The following is a 17,110-nucleotide window of genomic DNA, read 5'->3' as shown; positions in this document are numbered from 1 at the left end:
AGCTTATTTTTTGCGATGAATAGGTGGTAAGTTTTTGAGCAATTGACAGGCTTGTGAGAATTTCCTGCCATTATTCATTAGTTTATTTTTAAATTTCCTCTTAAGGTCGTTTGTTTTTAACTTCCCCCTATTTTACCTCACGAAGAAATAGTGCCATTCAGTCATTGCTGCGGCTTGACAATGTTTTCCTCTGCTCCGTACACTCTTTTGGTGGGAATTTGTGGAGTTAAGTGGTGATCTTGGGTAACTGGGGGGTGAGACTGGCATGTTCCGAGGGGCAACGTTAGTCAATCTCGACAGCAAAGGGCGGCTTGCCGTGCCAACGCGCTATCGCGAAACGCTGATCGGGGAATCACAAGGGCAAATGGTTTGTACCATTGACCTCCACCAGCCATGCCTGTTGCTCTATACCCTGCCCGAATGGGAAATTATTGAACAAAAGCTGTCTCGTTTATCCAGCATGAACCCAGCAGAGCGCCGTGTACAACGCCTGTTACTGGGGCACGCCAGTGAATGCCAGATGGATAATGCAGGCCGTTTGTTGCTGGCGAATACCCTTCGTCAACATGCGAGTCTGACAAAAGAAGTGATGCTGGTTGGACAGTTCAACAAGTTTGAGCTGTGGGATGAACAGACCTGGTATCAACAAGTCAAGGAAGATATTGACGCAGAGCAGTCCTCTCAGGCGCCTTTGTCTGACCGGCTGCAGGATTTGTCGTTATAGCTATGCAGGATACTTTTAAACACACCACAGTGCTTTTAGATGAGGCGGTAAACGGCCTCAATATTCATTCTGACGGCATCTACATTGATGGCACCTTTGGGCGCGGTGGACATTCACGCCTGATCCTTTCCCAACTGGGAGAGCAGGGACGTTTGTATGCCATCGACCGCGATCCGCAGGCGATTGCAGCCGCTGCTGAGATCACCGATCCGCGTTTCAACATCATTCATGGCCCTTTTTCCGCACTGGCGGAGTATGTCGAAGAGCGTGGGCTCACCGGAAAAATCGACGGGATCCTGCTGGATCTGGGTGTTTCTTCACCCCAGCTTGATGATGCCGAACGTGGTTTCTCCTTCATGCGCGATGGGCCGCTGGATATGCGTATGGACCCCACGCGCGGTCAGTCGGCGGCCGAGTGGCTGCTGAAAGCAGAAGAAACAGACATTGTCTTTGTGCTGAAAACCTTTGGTGAAGAGCGCTTTGCTAAACGTATCGCACGCGCCATTGTTGAGCGCAACCGCGAACAGCCAATGACCCGAACCAAAGAGCTGGCCGACGTGATCTATGCGGCAACGCCAGTCAAAGACAAGTTTAAACACCCTGCTACGCGTAGTTTCCAGGCAATCCGTATCTGGGTAAACAGTGAGTTGGAAGAAATTGAGCAGGCGCTGAAAGGTGCACTGAGTGCATTGTCTCCGGGTGGACGTCTCTCGGTGATCAGCTTCCACTCGCTGGAAGACCGCATTGTGAAGCGTTTTATGCGTGAACAGAGTCGCGGTCCTCAGGTGCCTCATGGTATCCCGATGACCGAAGCACAGCTGAACAGCCTGGGCGGACGTCGTCTGAAAGCCCTGGGGAAAATGATGCCTGGCGACACTGAAGTTGGTGATAACCCGCGCGCGCGCAGTTCCGTACTGCGTATTGCGGAGCGCACGGCGTCATGATCGGCAACGAACGTCACAGCCTGCCGGGAGTGATCGGCGGGGACCTGCTGCGCCATGGCAAGATCCCTCTGATCCTGCTGGTTGCCTCGCTGGTTTCAGCCGTGCTGGTGGTGACGACGGCACACAAAACTCGCCTGCTGACCGCTCAGCGCGAGCAGCTTGTGCTGGAACGCGACGCCCTCGATATCGAGTGGCGTAACCTGATCCTTGAAGAGAATGCACTGGGCGATCACAGCCGGGTGGAACGCACAGCAACGGAGAAACTTCAGATGCAACACGTTGATCCTTCTCAGGAAAATATTGTGGTACAGCAATAAGGACATACGGACTCAATGAGAGCCGCAACCAAAACGCAGAAGTCGAAACGCACTGAAGATCAGGCCAGCTTTGTAAGCTGGCGTTTTGCGTTGCTGTGTGGCTGTATTTTTCTGGCGCTGGCAGGCCTGCTGTTGCGGGTTGCGTATCTTCAGGTCATTAACCCTGACCGACTGGTGCGAGAAGGGGATATGCGCTCACTGCGCGTTCAGGCCATCCCAACCTCGCGCGGGATGATCAGCGACCGTGCGGGCCGACCACTGGCGGTCAGTGTGCCGGTCAATGCGATCTGGGCCGATCCGAAAGAGCTGCACGACAAAGGCGGTATTACGCTAGACAGCCGCTGGAAAGCCTTATCCGATGCGCTTTCTATCCCCCTTGACCAGTTGGCGGCACGTGTTAATGCCAATCCGAATGGCCGCTTTGTTTATCTGGCGCGTCAGGTGAATCCAGCCATTGGCGATTACATCAAGAAACTCAAACTGCCGGGTATCTTCCTGCGTGAAGAGTCACGCCGCTATTACCCTGCCGGGCAGGTGACCTCCCATCTGATTGGTTTCACCAACATCGATGGACAGGGCATTGAAGGCGTTGAGAAAAGTTTTGATAAGTGGCTGACAGGTCAACCGGGCGAACGTACGGTGCGTAAAGACCGTTTCGGCCGTGTGATTGAAGATATTTCCACGGTAGACAGCCAGGCAGCGCATAACCTGGCGTTGAGCATCGACGAACGCCTTCAGGCACAGGTCTATCGCGAATTGAATAACGCCGTGGCGTTTAACAAGGCGGAATCAGGTACGGCGGTGCTGGTGGATGTGAACACGGGCGAAGTGCTGGCGATGGCGAACAGTCCGGCCTATAACCCGAATAACCTGTCTGGTACCACCAAAGATGTGATGCGTAACCGTGCTATCACCGATATTTTCGAACCGGGTTCCACCGTCAAACCGATGGTGGTGATGACGGCGCTGCAACGTGGCGTGGTTCGTGAAGGTAGCGTACTCAACACGGTGCCTTACCGGATTAACGGCCATGAGATTAAAGACGTGGCGCGTTACAGCGAATTGACCCTGACCGGGGTACTACAGAAGTCGTCTAACGTCGGTGTTTCACGACTGGCGTTAGCGATGCCGTCCAATGCGTTAGTGGATACTTACTCTCGTTTTGGGTTCGGCAAAGCGACCAATTTGGGGTTGGTCGGAGAAAGCAGTGGCTTATATCCTCAAAAACAACGGTGGTCTGACATAGAGAGGGCCACCTTCTCTTTCGGCTATGGGCTAATGGTAACGCCGTTACAGTTAGCGCGAGTCTACGCAACAATGGGCAGCTACGGCATCTATCGCCCATTGTCGATTACCAAAGTTGACCCGCCGGTGGCGGGTCAACGCGTTTTCCCTGAAGCGCAGGTGCGCACCGTGTTGCACATGATGGAAAGCGTTGCTTTGCCCGGTGGCGGTGGCGTGAAAGCCGCGATCAAGGGTTACCGTATTGCGATTAAAACCGGTACGGCGAAGAAAGTCGGTCCGGACGGCAAGTACGTGAACAAATACATTGCTTATACCGCGGGTGTTGCGCCCGCCAGCAACCCTCGTTTTGCACTGGTGGTGGTGATTAACGATCCCCAGGCAGGAAAATATTACGGCGGTGCGGTATCTGCGCCCGTGTTTGGCGCCATCATGGGCGGTGTATTGCGCACCATGAATGTTGAACCGGATGCGCTACCCACCAGTGACAAGAACGAGATGGTAACTAACAAGAATGAGGGATCGAGTGACCGATCGTAATCTGCGCGACTTACTGGCCCCCTGGGTGCCTGGCGCACCGGAGCTCCCACTGCGTGAAATGACGCTGGACAGCCGTATTGCGGCATCCGGCGATCTGTTTGTGGCGATAAAAGGCCACGCGGCCGACGGGCGCCGTTTTATTCCTCAGGCGATTGCCCAAGGCGTGGCGGCAGTGATTGCCGAAGCCGAAGGTGAAGCAGAAGACGGACAGATCGTGCAGATGCACGGTGTGCCGGTGATCTTCCTCGCACAGCTTTCTCAGCGTCTGTCTGCGCTGGCCGGGCGTTTTTATCAGCAGCCAGGTGAGAAACTGAAGCTGATTGGCGTCACGGGAACGAATGGAAAAACCACCATCACCCAGCTGCTGGCTCAGTGGGCGCAGTTGTTGGGCGAAACCGGTGCGGTGATGGGCACGGTGGGTAACGGTGTCTACGGACAACTGGCACCTGCGGAAAATACGACAGGCTCGGCGGTGGATGTGCAGCACCTGCTGGCCTCGCTGGTGAACAAAGGCGCTACGCTGGCAGCGATGGAAGTCTCCTCACACGGCCTCGTACAGCATCGTGTGGCTGCTTTGCCGTTTGCGGCAGCAGCATTCACCAACCTGAGCCGCGACCACCTCGACTATCACGGTGATATGACGCGTTACGAAGCGGCTAAATGGCTGCTGTTCTCCGAACATCAGGTAGGCCAGGCGATCATTAATGCTGATGATGCTGTGGGCCGTCGCTGGCTGGAAAAATTGCCCGATGCCGTCGCGGTCACGATGGAAAATAATTTACAGCCCGGCTGCCGTGGGCGCTGGCTGAAAGCAACAGACGTTAACTATCACGATGGTGGGGCCTCTGTGCGTTTTGAATCCAGTTGGGGGAACGGTGAAATTGAAAGCCGCCTGATGGGGGCATTTAACGTCAGCAATCTGCTGGTGGCACTGGCTACGCTGCTGTCTCTGGATTATCCGCTGGCTGCACTGACCTCAACCGGCCAGCAACTGCTGCCAGTGACCGGGCGTATGGAAGTGTTCAGCGCACCGGGCAAACCAACGGTGGTGGTGGATTATGCCCACACGCCGGATGCTCTGGAGAAAGCGCTGGCAGCCGCGCGACTGCACTGTAAAGGTCAGCTGTGGTGCCTGTTCGGCTGCGGTGGCGACCGTGACAAAGGTAAACGTCCGCTGATGGGGGCCATTGCCGAGCAGTTTGCCGATGTCGTGGTGATTACTGACGACAACCCACGCAGCGAAGATCCGGCGGCGATTGTTGCCGATGTGCTGAGTGGACTGCTGGATGCGGGCCGTGCACGCGTGGTGATGGGACGTGCGCAAGCGGTCACTAACGCGGTAATGCAGGCGCAGGAAGGCGACATTGTTCTGGTGGCGGGTAAAGGCCATGAAGATTATCAGATCATCGGTAACCAGCGCTTTGATTACTCTGACCGTGTGACCGTCGCACGTCTGCTGGGGGTTCTCGCATGATTGCTTTTACGCTACGACAACTGGCAGACATCACCGGCGGCACGCTGTATGGCAGCGACCTGACGATGGATGCGGTCACCACGGATACCCGTAAGGTCACCGCAGGCTGTCTGTTTATCGCCTTGAAAGGCGAACGCTTTGATGCACATGACTTTGTTGCTGATGCACTCACCTCGGGTGCGCTTGCGTTATTAGTGAGTAAGCACTTACCTGTCGCCGTGCCGCAGGTGGTGGTGGCGGATACCCGTATTGCACTGGGCCAGCTGGCAGGTTGGGTCCGTCAACAATCGGGTGCCCGCGTTGTGGCGCTGACTGGCTCCTCTGGCAAGACCTCCGTGAAAGAGATGACGGCCGCTATCCTGCGCGAATGTGGTGAGACGCTGTATACCGCCGGAAACCTGAATAACGACATCGGTGTGCCACTGACGCTGCTTCGTCTGACAACCGATCATCAGTATGCGGTGATTGAACTGGGGGCTAACCACCAGGGCGAGATCGCATACACCACTGAACTGACCCGGCCGGAAACGGCGCTGGTGAATAATCTTGCTGCCGCGCACCTGGAAGGGTTCGGGTCGCTGGCGGGCGTGGCGAAAGCCAAAGGTGAGATTTTTAACGGCCTGCCGCTGCATGGCACTGCGATTATCAACAACGACAGCAACGACTGGCCGCACTGGCAGCAGGCGCTGCATGCCAAAACGGTCTGGCGTTTTTCGCCCGAGCAGCAGGCTGACAGTGATTTTTATGCCACGGACGTGACATTTAGCACTCAGGGCACGCAGTTCACCTTACATACGCCGAAAGGCGATGTGGCGGTGATGCTGCCGCTGCCGGGGCGTCACAATATTGCCAACGCGCTGGCCGCCAGTGCACTGGCGTTATCGGTTGGCGCGCCGCTGAGTGCAGTAAAACAAGGGCTGAGTTCGCTGCAAGCCGTTCCGGGGCGTCTGTTCCCGGTGATCTTGGGTGCGGACCAGTTGCTGCTGGACGACAGCTACAACGCCAACGTGGGTTCGATGACCGCCGCCGCACAGGTACTGGCTGAGATGCCGGGTTATCGCGTGATGATCGTCGGCGATATGGGCGAACTGGGGGCTGAGGCCGCCGAGTGCCACCGTCAGGTGGGTGCAGCCATACAGGCCGCCGGTATCGACAAAGTATTAAGTGTAGGTTCACTCAGCCAGGACATCTCTGATGCCAGCGGTGTGGGTGAGCACTTCCGTGATAAGGCAGCACTCAGCGCGCGTGCGCGTGAGCTACTGTCACAACATCAACAGATTACCGTATTGGTTAAAGGTTCACGCAGTGCTGCGATGGAGCAGGTTGTGCAAACCTTACAGGAGAAAGGCGCATGTTAGTCTGGCTGGCCGAGCATCTGGTCACATTTTATTCCGGCTTTAACGTCTTTTCGTATCTGACGTTTCGCGCCATTGTCAGCCTGCTGACCGCGCTGTTTATCTCCTTGTGGATGGGGCCGCGAATGATTGCCCGCCTGCAGGAAATGTCTTTTGGTCAGGTTGTACGTAACGACGGCCCGGAATCGCATTTCAGCAAGCGCGGCACGCCGACGATGGGCGGGATTATGATCCTCACTGCCATCACGATTTCAGTGCTGCTGTGGGCCTATCCTTCCAATCCGTATGTCTGGTGCGTACTGTTCGTGCTGTTAGGCTATGGCGCCGTTGGCTTTGTGGATGACTATCGTAAAGTCGTGCGCAAAGACACCAAAGGCTTGATTGCCCGCTGGAAATACTTCTGGCAGTCGGTGATTGCGCTGGCTGCGGCTTTCGTGATGTACATGATCGGCAAAGATACCCCGGCGACCGAACTGGTTGTGCCGTTCTTTAAAGACGTGATGCCGCAACTGGGGCTGCTGTATCTGCTGCTGGCTTACTTTGTGATTGTCGGCACCAGCAATGCGGTCAATCTGACGGATGGCCTTGATGGCCTGGCGATTATGCCCACCGTTTTTGTTGCTGCGGGCTTTGCCCTGGTGGCCTGGGCAACGGGTAACGTGAAGTTTGCTGAGTATCTGCATATTCCGTATCTGCGCCATGCCGGTGAACTGGTGATTGTCTGTACCGCGATTGTCGGTGCGGGCTTAGGGTTCCTGTGGTTCAACACTTACCCGGCACAGGTCTTTATGGGTGATGTGGGTTCACTGGCGCTGGGCGGCGCGCTGGGAACCATCGCCGTGCTGCTGCGCCAGGAGTTCCTGCTGGTGATCATGGGCGGTGTGTTTGTGGTGGAAACGCTGTCGGTGATCCTGCAGGTCGGGTCGTTCAAACTGCGCGGGCAACGTATTTTCCGCATGGCGCCGATCCACCATCACTATGAATTGAAAGGCTGGCCAGAACCTCGCGTCATCGTGCGTTTCTGGATCATTTCACTGATGCTGGTGCTGATTGGCCTGGCAACACTGAAGGTGCGTTAATTATGGCTGACTATCAGGGTAAAAAAGTGGTCATTATCGGGTTGGGTCTGACGGGCCTCTCCTGTGTTGATTTCTTTGTCTCACGCGGCGTAACGCCACGCGTGATGGATACCCGTGTCGTGCCACCGGGGTTGGAAAAGCTGCCGGAAAACGTCGAGCGCTGGTTGGGTTCGTTAAATGATGACTGGCTGCAAAGTGCCGATCTGATTGTTGCCAGCCCGGGTATGGCGCTGAGCCATCCTTCGCTGATGGATGCCGCCGATGCGGGGGTGGAAATCGTTGGCGATATCGAGCTGTTCTGCCGTGAAGCGCAGGCACCGATTGTGGCTATCACCGGTTCCAATGGGAAAAGCACCGTCACCACGCTGGTGGGAGAAATGGCGAAAGCGGCGGGCTGGCAGGTGGGTGTCGGCGGCAATATTGGTTTGCCAGCGCTGATGCTGCTGGACAACCCCGCGCAGCTGTATGTGCTTGAGCTCTCCAGCTTCCAGCTGGAGACCACCGTCAGCCTTCGGGCGGCAGCGGCCACGATCCTCAACGTCACTGAAGATCATATGGATCGCTATCCGCTGGGAATGCAGCAGTATCGCGCCGCTAAGCTACGTATTTATGAAAATGCCGCCGTCTGCGTGGTGAACGCTGACGATGCGATGACCATGCCAGTCCGCGGAGCGGATAAACGCTGTGTCAGCTTTGGTGCTGATGTGGGCGATTATCATCTTAATCGCCAGCAGGGCAGTGTCTGGCTGCGCGTGAAAGGCGAGAAAGTCTTAAACACCGACGAAATGCACCTCGTCGGTCAGCACAATTATACCAATGCCCTGGCGGCACTGGCGCTGGCCGATGCCGTGGGCCTGCCGCGAGCCACCAGCCTGAAAGCATTAACCACCTTTGGAGGCCTACCACACCGCTTCCAGCTGGTGCATGAACACAATGGCGTACGCTGGATTAATGACTCCAAGGCCACCAATGTCGGCAGCACAGAAGCTGCGCTGAATGGTTTACAGGTGAAGGGAACGTTGTGGTTGCTGCTGGGCGGTGATGGCAAATCGGCGGATTTCAGCTCGCTGAGCCGCTATTTGCAGGGCGACCGTATCCGTACTTACTGCTTTGGCCGTGATGGTGCGGCGCTGGCCGCCTTGCGTCCGGAGATTTCAGTGCAGACGGAAACGATGGCTGAAGCGATGCAACAGATTGCCGACCAGGTTCAGCCGGGTGATCTGGTGCTGCTCTCTCCCGCCTGCGCCAGCCTGGACCAGTTTAAGAACTTTGAGCAGCGTGGTGACGTCTTTGCTCAACTGGCGCGGGAGGCAAACTGATGCGTGTACCGGGTCTGAGCCTGGCCGGTGGCCTCTCCGAACGCCTGAAATCCTGGGTGATGGGATCGCGTGAAAGCGATACCAACTCTATCGTGTTGTATGACCGTACCCTGCTGTGGCTGACCTTCGGCCTGGCGATTATTGGTTTCGTGATGGTGACGTCCGCGTCGATGCCGGTAGGGCAGCGTTTGTCTGACGACCCATTTTATTTTGCCAAGCGTGATGCCTTCTACATTGCGCTGGCGCTGGGGATGTCGCTGGTCACCCTGCGCATCCCGATGGATTTCTGGCAGCGTTACAGCAACATCATGCTGCTGGCCTCCGTGCTGATGCTGCTGATCGTGCTGGTGGTGGGTAGCTCGGTCAACGGGGCTTCGCGCTGGATCGCTCTTGGGCCACTGCGTATTCAGCCTGCAGAATTATCGAAGCTGACGCTGTTCTGTTACCTCGCCAGCTACCTGGTGCGCAAGGTAGAAGAAGTACGTAATAACTTCTGGGGCTTCTGTAAGCCAATGGGTGTGATGGTGGTGCTGGCTGTGTTACTGCTGGCCCAGCCTGACCTTGGCACGGTGGTCGTGCTGTTTGTTACTACGCTGGCCATGTTATTCCTGGCGGGGGCGAAACTGTGGCAATTCCTGGCGATTATCGGCTCCGGCATTTTTGCTGTGTGTTTGCTGATTGTTGCTGAACCTTACCGAATGCGTCGTGTGACCTCCTTCTGGAATCCCTGGGAAGATCCCTTTGGCAGTGGTTACCAGTTAACCCAATCGTTGATGGCCTTTGGCCGAGGCGAATTCTGGGGGCAGGGATTAGGTAATTCTGTGCAAAAACTGGAGTATTTACCTGAAGCACACACCGATTTTATCTTCTCGATTATCGGTGAAGAACTGGGTTATATCGGTGTGGTTTTAGCCCTGTTAATGGTATTCTTCGTCGCTTTTCGCGCGATGTCCATCGGACGTCGTGCTTTAGAGCTCGATCAGCGTTTTTCGGGCTTTCTGGCGTGTTCTATCGGTGTCTGGTTTAGCTTCCAGGCGTTGGTAAACGTTGGGGCCGCAGCGGGCATGTTACCGACCAAAGGTCTGACGTTGCCGCTGATCAGTTACGGTGGATCGAGTCTGATTATTATGTCGACCGCTATCGTATTTTTATTACGCATAGATTATGAAACGCGCCTGGCGAAAGCGCAGGCGTTTAGCAGAGGGTAGTCGATGAGTGGAAAGCGACTGATGGTGATGGCAGGCGGTACTGGCGGGCATGTTTTTCCCGGGCTGGCGGTCGCACACCATCTGATGGCGCAGGGCTGGCAGGTGCGCTGGCTGGGTACCGCTGACCGGATGGAAGCGGACTTAGTGCCGAAGCATGGTATCGACATTGATTTTATCCGCATTAGTGGACTGCGTGGCAAAGGGATTAAAGCGTTGCTGGCTGCGCCATTGCGTATCTTCAATGCCTGGCGCCAGGCGCGGGCAATTATGAAAGCCTGGAAGCCCGATGTTGTGTTGGGTATGGGCGGTTATGTGTCCGGTCCAGGTGGCCTTGCGGCATGGAGCTGTGGGATTCCGGTGGTGCTGCACGAGCAGAACGGGATTGCCGGATTAACCAACAAATGGCTGGCAAAGATTGCGACCACCGTAATGCAAGCCTTTCCCGGCGCGTTTCCCAAAGCGGAAGTGGTGGGTAACCCGGTGCGGACCGATGTACTGGCTCTGCCGTTACCGGCGGTACGTTTAGCAGGACGCGAAGGCCCAACCCGTATACTGGTCATTGGCGGCAGTCAGGGCGCGCGCGTGCTCAACCAGACGATGCCTCAGGTGGCAGAGTTGCTGGGTGATGACATCAGTTTGTGGCATCAGGTGGGTAAGGGCGCGCTCGACGCGGTCAATCAACATTATGCTCGTGTGAACCAGACGCAACATCGGGTGTCGGAATTTATCGACGATATGGCCAGTGCTTATGCCTGGGCCGATGTGGTGGTGTGTCGTTCCGGTGCGTTGACCGTCAGTGAAGTGGCGGCAGCAGGCTTACCGGCGATCTTCGTGCCATTCCAGCACAAAGATCGTCAGCAGTACTGGAATGCCCTGCCGCTTGAGCAGGCCGGAGCCGCCAAAATTTATGAGCAGCCGGAATTTACCGCCGAGATAGTGGCTGCCACTCTGGCTCGTTGGGATCGTGCAACGTTATTGCAGATGGCTGAAAAAGCGCGTGCGGTGGCGATCCCGGATGCAACTGAGCGTGTCGCAGCTGAAGTCAGCAAAGCGGCAAAATAATTTCCAGGGGTCGGGCATACCCGACCTGATTGAGAATAGTAGGGGCCAGGCATGCCTGGCCCGCAGCAACACAGGTAAGAGATGAATACACAGCAACTGGCAAAACTGCGTTCGATCGTGCCCGAGATGCGTCGCGTCCGGCACATTCACTTTGTTGGCATCGGTGGTGCTGGCATGGGTGGTATTGCCGAAGTGTTAGCGAACGAAGGATATGAAATCAGTGGGTCAGACCTGGCACCGAATGCGGTGACGCAGCATCTGAGCGCGCTGGGGGCGACCATTTACTTTAACCATCGCCCGGAAAACGTCAGTGATGCCAGCGTCGTGGTGGTGTCTACCGCGGTATCGCAGGACAACCCGGAAGTGGTGGCCGCACGTGAAGCCCGTATCCCGGTGATCCGCCGTGCGGAAATGCTGGCTGAACTGATGCGCTTCCGTCATGGCATTGCGATTGCGGGTACGCATGGCAAAACGACCACCACCGCGATGGTGTCGAGCATTTACGCTGAAGGCGGCCTCGACCCGACGTTTGTTAACGGTGGCCTGGTGAAAGCCGCAGGGACGCATGCGCGCCTTGGCAGCAGCCGCTACCTGATTGCAGAAGCCGATGAGAGTGATGCATCGTTCCTGCATTTGCAGCCGATGGTGGCAATTGTGACGAATATCGAAGCCGATCATATGGATACTTACCAGGGCGACTTCGAAAACTTAAAGCAGACGTTTATAAACTTTCTGCATAACTTACCGTTTTACGGGCGTGCAGTGCTGTGTGTCGATGATGCGGTGATCCGCGATTTGATCCCACGCGTTGGCCGCCAGATCACCACCTACGGCTTCAGCGATGACGCTGATGTGCGCGTTGAGAACTACGAACAGCGCGGTGCACGTGGGCACTTTACGCTGGTGCGCCATGATAAGCCGCTGATGCACGTTACGCTCAATGCGCCAGGCCGCCACAATGCGCTGAATGCAGCGGCTGCAGTGGCAGTAGCGACCGAAGAGAACATTGAGGATGAAGATATCCTCAGTGCGCTGGAGAGCTTCCAGGGCACCGGACGTCGCTTTGACTTCCTTGGTGAGTATCCGGTGACGGATGCGAAGGGGCAGAGCGGTACTGCGATGCTGGTGGATGATTATGGCCACCATCCAACGGAAGTGGACGTAACGATTAAAGCAGCACGTGCAGGATGGCCGGATAAAAATCTGGTGATGATCTTCCAGCCGCACCGTTATACCCGTACCCGCGATTTATATGATGATTTTGCTAATGTTTTGTCGCAGGTTGATGTGTTATTGATGCTGGATGTCTATGCTGCTGGTGAGTCACCGATTCCCGGGGCAGACAGTCGCTCCCTGTGCCGTACTATTCGTGGTCGTGGCAAGGTTGACCCTATCCTGGTCTCTAATCACGATGCGGTATTGGAAATGCTGTTGCCAAAACTGTCCGGCAACGATCTGATTCTGGTTCAGGGTGCCGGTAACGTTGGGCGTATTGCCCGCACCTTGTCCGAGCAAAAGTTACAACTGCAGACGATTAATGAGGAACATCATGGCTGAGAAAGTAGCGGTATTGCTGGGTGGAACCTCCGCAGAACGTGACGTATCGCTGTTATCTGGCGCTGCGGTACTGAAAGGTTTGCAGGAAGCGGGTATTGATGCACATCCGGTAGATATCCGCGATGTGCCTGTTTTACAACTGAAAGAACAGGGCTTTGATAAAGCCTTTATCGCCCTGCATGGTCGTGGTGGTGAAGATGGGACATTGCAGGGCGTGCTGGAATTTCTCAACATTCCTTACACCGGCAGCGGTGTGATGGCGTCCGCAATCACCATGGACAAACTGCGCAGTAAGTATCTGTGGCAGGGGTGCGGTTTACCGGTTTCGCCGTTTGTCGCCCTGACGCGTAAACAGATGGATGACGGCCTGACGCCTGAGGAACTGGCAAGCATCGATGCGCTTGGCCTGCCGCTGTTCGTTAAACCGAGCCGTGAAGGGTCGAGCGTAGGTATTTCGCGGGTGAATGAAGCCTGGCAATTCCCTGCGGCACTGGATGAAGCTTTCCGTCATGACGATGAAGTGCTGGTTGAAGCATTTCTTAGCGGGCCGGAGTATACGGTGGGCGTGATTGGTGAAGAAATCTTACCTTCTATCCGTATTCAGACCGCCAGTGAGTTCTATGACTATGAAGCAAAATACATTTCTGACGATACTCAGTACTTCTGCCCATCTGGGCTGAGTGCGGAGCAGGAAGCGGAATTAAGTGAACTGGTGATCGCGGCATGGCGTGCACTGGGTTGCAGCGGCTGGGGCCGTGTTGATGTGATGATGGGTGGCGACGGGCGTTTCTATCTGCTCGAAGTCAATACTTCCCCGGGAATGACCAGCCACAGTCTGGTTCCGATGGCGGCCAAACAGGCTGGCATGAGCTTTTCACAGCTGGTGACGCGCATTCTGGAACTGGCCGACTGATATGTCTCAGGCTGCTCTGAATGTCCGCAACCGTGAAGCGCAAGAAAAAGCACGCCCCGGTACCGGGCGCAGCAACGGTTCGCGCCTTGCTGGGATCGTTTTCCTGCTGATGGTCATGGGTGTGATGCTGGCTGGCGGTTTTGTGGTGTTGAAGTGGATGAACGATGCCTCCAGGCTTCCGTTGTCGAAGCTGGTGGTCACCGGGCAGACGCATTACACCACGAACGATGACATCCGCCAGGCGATTTTGTCGCTGGGTGAACCCGGCACATTTATGTCGCAGGATGTGGATGTTATTCAGCAACAGATTGAACGCTTGCCGTGGATTCAGCAGGTGAGCGTACGTAAGCAGTGGCCGGACGAATTAAAAATTCATCTGGTTGAGTATGTCCCGGTTGCACGCTGGAATGATGTGCATATGGTTGATGCAGAGGGTAAATCGTTTAGCGTTCCAGCCAGTCATCTCGGCAAAGAAGTGATGCCAATGTTGTATGGCCCTGAAGGCAGCGAGTCCGAAGTGTTAACCGGCTTCCACCAGATGAGTGATGTTCTGGCGGCCAGTAAATTGAAATTGAAAGCGGCATCCATGACCGCACGGCGTTCATGGCAGTTGGTGCTAGAGAATGATATCCGGCTTGAGCTGGGGCGAAACGAAGACATGAAGCGGCTGCAACGCTTTATCGAGTTATACCCCACCCTGCAACAGCAGGCCCAGTTGGATAACAAGCTTATTACCTACGTTGATCTGCGTTACGACTCTGGCGCAGCAGTAGGATGGGCACCAGCACCTATCGTGGCCGCTGACAGTAATCAGCAACAGCAACAAACTCAGGCACAGGCACAGGCTAAACAACAATGATCAAGTCGACGGACAGAAAACTGGTAGTTGGACTCGAGATAGGCACCGCGAAGGTGGCCGCCCTGGTAGGGGAAGTTCTGCCTGATGGCATGGTGAATATTATCGGGGTGGGCAGCTGCCCGTCTCGTGGGATGGATAAAGGCGGGGTCAATGACCTGGAATCGGTAGTCAAATGCGTTCAGCGTGCTATCGACCAAGCCGAACTGATGGCTGATTGCCAGATTTCGTCTGTTTACCTTGCATTATCGGGCAAACATATCAGTTGTCAGAACGAAATAGGGATGGTTCCTATTTCCGAAGAGGAAGTGACACAGGAAGATGTGGAGAATGTGGTACACACCGCAAAATCCGTCCGTGTTCGTGATGAACACCGCATCCTCCATGTTATTCCGCAAGAATATGCGATCGACTATCAGGAAGGGATCAAAAACCCGGTCGGATTATCCGGGGTGCGCATGCAGGCGAAAGTGCATCTGATCACCTGTCACAATGATATGGCGAAGAACATCGTCAAAGCGGTAGAACGCTGTGGCCTGAAAGTGGATCAGTTAATTTTCGCCGGGCTGGCCTCCAGCTTTGCCGTATTGACTGAAGATGAACGCGAGCTGGGCGTCTGCGTGGTTGACGTGGGTGGCGGCACAATGGATATCGCTGTGTATACCGGTGGCGCGCTGCGCCATACCAAAGTGATCCCGTACGCGGGTAACGTGGTCACCAGCGATATCGCCTACGCCTTCGGCACGCCGCCGACAGATGCTGAAGCGATTAAAGTTCGCCACGGCTGTGCACTGGGTTCCATTGTCGGCAAAGACGAAAATGTGGAAGTCCCCAGTGTGGGTGGCCGTCCTCCACGCAGCCTGCAACGTCAGACGCTGGCAGAGGTTATTGAACCGCGTTACACCGAGCTGCTGAATCTGGTGAACGACGAAATCCTGCAATTGCAGGAGCAGTTACGCCAGCAGGGCGTTAAACATCACCTCGCGGCCGGTATCGTACTGACGGGTGGCGCAGCACAGATTGAAGGATTGGCGGCTTGCGCCCAGCGTGTATTCCACACGCAGGTGCGCATCGGACAGCCGTTGAATATCACGGGATTAACGGATTACGCGCAGGAGCCGTACTACTCAACAGCGGTTGGCTTACTGCACTACGGAAAAGAATCTCACCTTAACGGTGAGGCAGAAGTAGAAAAAAGAGCCTCAGTGGGTAATTGGTTCAAGAAAATCAACAGCTGGCTGAGAAAAGAGTTTTAATTTTTACCAAAGGGGATCATGCTGTACCTAAGCAATTTTTACGTTGCAGGTATAGACTTATTGGTGATCTCCAGGCGAACAGGCACATAACGGAGAGAAATTATGTTTGAACCTATGGAATTAACCAACGACGCGGTGATTAAAGTCATCGGCGTCGGCGGCGGCGGCGGTAACGCTGTTGAGCATATGGTGCGTGAGCGTATTGAAGGCGTTGAGTTCTTCGCGGTAAATACCGATGCACAGGCACTGCGCAAAACGGCAGTAGGCCAGACCATTCAGATTGGTAATGGCATTACTAAAGGCCTGGGTGCGGGTGCAAACCCGGAAGTGGGCCGTAACTCTGCAGAAGAAGATCGTGAAGCACTGCGTCAGGCACTGGAAGGTGCAGACATGGTGTTCATCGCCGCAGGTATGGGTGGTGGTACCGGTACAGGTGCTGCGCCGGTTGTGGCGGAAGTGGCTAAAGAACTCGGCATTCTGACCGTTGCTGTAGTGACTAAACCCTTCAATTTTGAAGGGAAGAAGCGCATGGCGTTTGCCGAGCAGGGGATTGCCGAGCTGTCGAAGCACGTCGACTCACTGATCACCATTCCAAACGACAAGCTGCTGAAAGTACTGGGTCGTGGTATCTCTCTGCTGGACGCATTCGGTGCGGCTAACGACGTGCTGAAAGGTGCAGTGCAGGGTATCGCAGAACTGATTACCCGTCCGGGCCTGATGAACGTCGACTTTGCTGACGTGCGCACCGTGATGTCCGAAATGGGCTACGCGATGATGGGTTCAGGCGTGGCGTGTGGCGAAGACCGTGCTGAAGAAGCCGCTGAAATGGCGATCTCAAGCCCACTGCTGGAAGATATCGACCTGTCAGGCGCACGTGGTGTGCTGGTTAACATCACTGCAGGCTTTGACCTGCGTCTGGATGAGTTCGAAACCGTGGGTAACACTATCCGTGCTTTCGCTTCTGATAATGCCACCGTTGTTATCGGTACATCGCTCGATCCAGAAATGAATGACGAACTGCGCGTCACCGTGGTGGCAACCGGTATCGGCATGGACAAACGTCCAGAAATTACCCTGGTGACCAGCAAACAGCCGACTCAGCCGCTGATGGACAACCGTTATCAGCAGCACGGAATGGCCCCGCTGCCGCAGGAACAAAAACCTGCTGCGAAAGTGGTTAATGATCCGGGTGCACAGACGAACAAAGAGCCTGATTATCTGGATATTCCGGCCTTCCTGCGTAAGCAGGCAGACTAAGAATAAC

At 55.4% G+C, this 17,110-nt stretch carries 15 protein-coding genes; all 15 read left to right on the top strand.

Features of this window, described 5'->3' with window-relative positions:
- Window positions 1–265 precede the first annotated feature (265 nt).
- Complete coding sequence (gene mraZ / locus HHI26_RS13330) at window positions 266–724, top strand: division/cell wall cluster transcriptional repressor MraZ (RefSeq protein ID WP_133842310.1); 459 nt, start codon at window positions 266–268, stop codon at window positions 722–724.
- Between the two features lie 2 nt (window positions 725–726).
- A complete protein-coding gene (rsmH, locus tag HHI26_RS13325; protein WP_133842309.1) occupies window positions 727–1,668 on the top strand; it encodes a 16S rRNA (cytosine(1402)-N(4))-methyltransferase RsmH in 942 nt (313 codons plus the stop codon).
- On the top strand, window positions 1,665–1,985 hold the full coding sequence (gene ftsL, locus HHI26_RS13320; protein ID WP_133842308.1) for a cell division protein FtsL: 321 nt from the start codon (window positions 1,665–1,667) through the stop codon (window positions 1,983–1,985). The genes rsmH and ftsL overlap by 4 nt, the downstream gene beginning before the upstream one ends.
- 15 nt (window positions 1,986–2,000) lie before the next feature.
- A complete protein-coding gene (locus HHI26_RS13315) occupies window positions 2,001–3,767 on the top strand; it encodes a peptidoglycan glycosyltransferase FtsI (protein WP_133842307.1) in 1,767 nt (588 codons plus the stop codon).
- Complete coding sequence (murE, locus tag HHI26_RS13310; protein ID WP_171149230.1) at window positions 3,754–5,241, top strand: UDP-N-acetylmuramoyl-L-alanyl-D-glutamate--2,6-diaminopimelate ligase; 1,488 nt, start codon at window positions 3,754–3,756, stop codon at window positions 5,239–5,241. Before HHI26_RS13315 ends, murE begins: the two co-directional genes overlap by 14 nt.
- A complete protein-coding gene (gene murF, locus HHI26_RS13305; RefSeq protein ID WP_133842305.1) occupies window positions 5,238–6,599 on the top strand; it encodes a UDP-N-acetylmuramoyl-tripeptide--D-alanyl-D-alanine ligase in 1,362 nt (453 codons plus the stop codon). Before murE ends, murF begins: the two co-directional genes overlap by 4 nt.
- Window positions 6,593–7,675, top strand: coding sequence for a phospho-N-acetylmuramoyl-pentapeptide-transferase (mraY, locus tag HHI26_RS13300; RefSeq protein WP_133842304.1), 1,083 nt, complete (start codon window positions 6,593–6,595; stop codon window positions 7,673–7,675). Before murF ends, mraY begins: the two co-directional genes overlap by 7 nt.
- Window positions 7,676–7,677: 2 nt before the next feature.
- Window positions 7,678–8,994 carry a UDP-N-acetylmuramoyl-L-alanine--D-glutamate ligase gene (gene murD / locus HHI26_RS13295; RefSeq protein ID WP_133842303.1) on the top strand — a complete coding sequence of 439 codons (1,317 nt, stop codon included), beginning with the start codon at window positions 7,678–7,680 and terminating at the stop codon, window positions 8,992–8,994.
- Window positions 8,994–10,202 carry a cell division protein FtsW gene (ftsW, locus tag HHI26_RS13290; protein ID WP_133842302.1) on the top strand — a complete coding sequence of 403 codons (1,209 nt, stop codon included), beginning with the start codon at window positions 8,994–8,996 and terminating at the stop codon, window positions 10,200–10,202. Before murD ends, ftsW begins: the two co-directional genes overlap by 1 nt.
- A gap of 3 nt (window positions 10,203–10,205) precedes the next feature.
- Entirely contained in the window at window positions 10,206–11,264 is a 1,059-nt protein-coding gene (murG, locus tag HHI26_RS13285) for an undecaprenyldiphospho-muramoylpentapeptide beta-N-acetylglucosaminyltransferase (RefSeq protein WP_133842301.1), read from the top strand.
- Between the two features lie 81 nt (window positions 11,265–11,345).
- The gene (gene murC, locus HHI26_RS13280; protein ID WP_171149229.1) at window positions 11,346–12,821 is read left to right on the top strand and encodes a UDP-N-acetylmuramate--L-alanine ligase; all 1,476 of its coding nucleotides are present in this window, start codon (window positions 11,346–11,348) and stop codon (window positions 12,819–12,821) included.
- Entirely contained in the window at window positions 12,814–13,734 is a 921-nt protein-coding gene (locus HHI26_RS13275) for a D-alanine--D-alanine ligase (protein ID WP_133842299.1), read from the top strand. The genes murC and HHI26_RS13275 overlap by 8 nt, the downstream gene beginning before the upstream one ends.
- 1 nt (window position 13,735) lies before the next feature.
- Window positions 13,736–14,593, top strand: a complete 858-nt coding sequence (gene ftsQ, locus HHI26_RS13270) for a cell division protein FtsQ (protein ID WP_167863365.1) — start codon at window positions 13,736–13,738, stop codon at window positions 14,591–14,593.
- On the top strand, window positions 14,590–15,846 hold the full coding sequence (gene ftsA, locus HHI26_RS13265) for a cell division protein FtsA (RefSeq protein WP_048914885.1): 1,257 nt from the start codon (window positions 14,590–14,592) through the stop codon (window positions 15,844–15,846). Before ftsQ ends, ftsA begins: the two co-directional genes overlap by 4 nt.
- Before the next feature lie 102 nt (window positions 15,847–15,948).
- Entirely contained in the window at window positions 15,949–17,103 is a 1,155-nt protein-coding gene (ftsZ, locus tag HHI26_RS13260) for a cell division protein FtsZ (protein ID WP_133842297.1), read from the top strand.
- The last annotated feature ends 7 nt before the right edge of the window (window positions 17,104–17,110 follow it).

Source organism: Erwinia sp. JH02 (genome assembly GCF_013074405.1).
Lineage (GTDB): Bacteria > Pseudomonadota > Gammaproteobacteria > Enterobacterales > Enterobacteriaceae > Erwinia > Erwinia rhapontici.
This window is presented reverse-complemented; position numbering and strand designations above follow the sequence as displayed.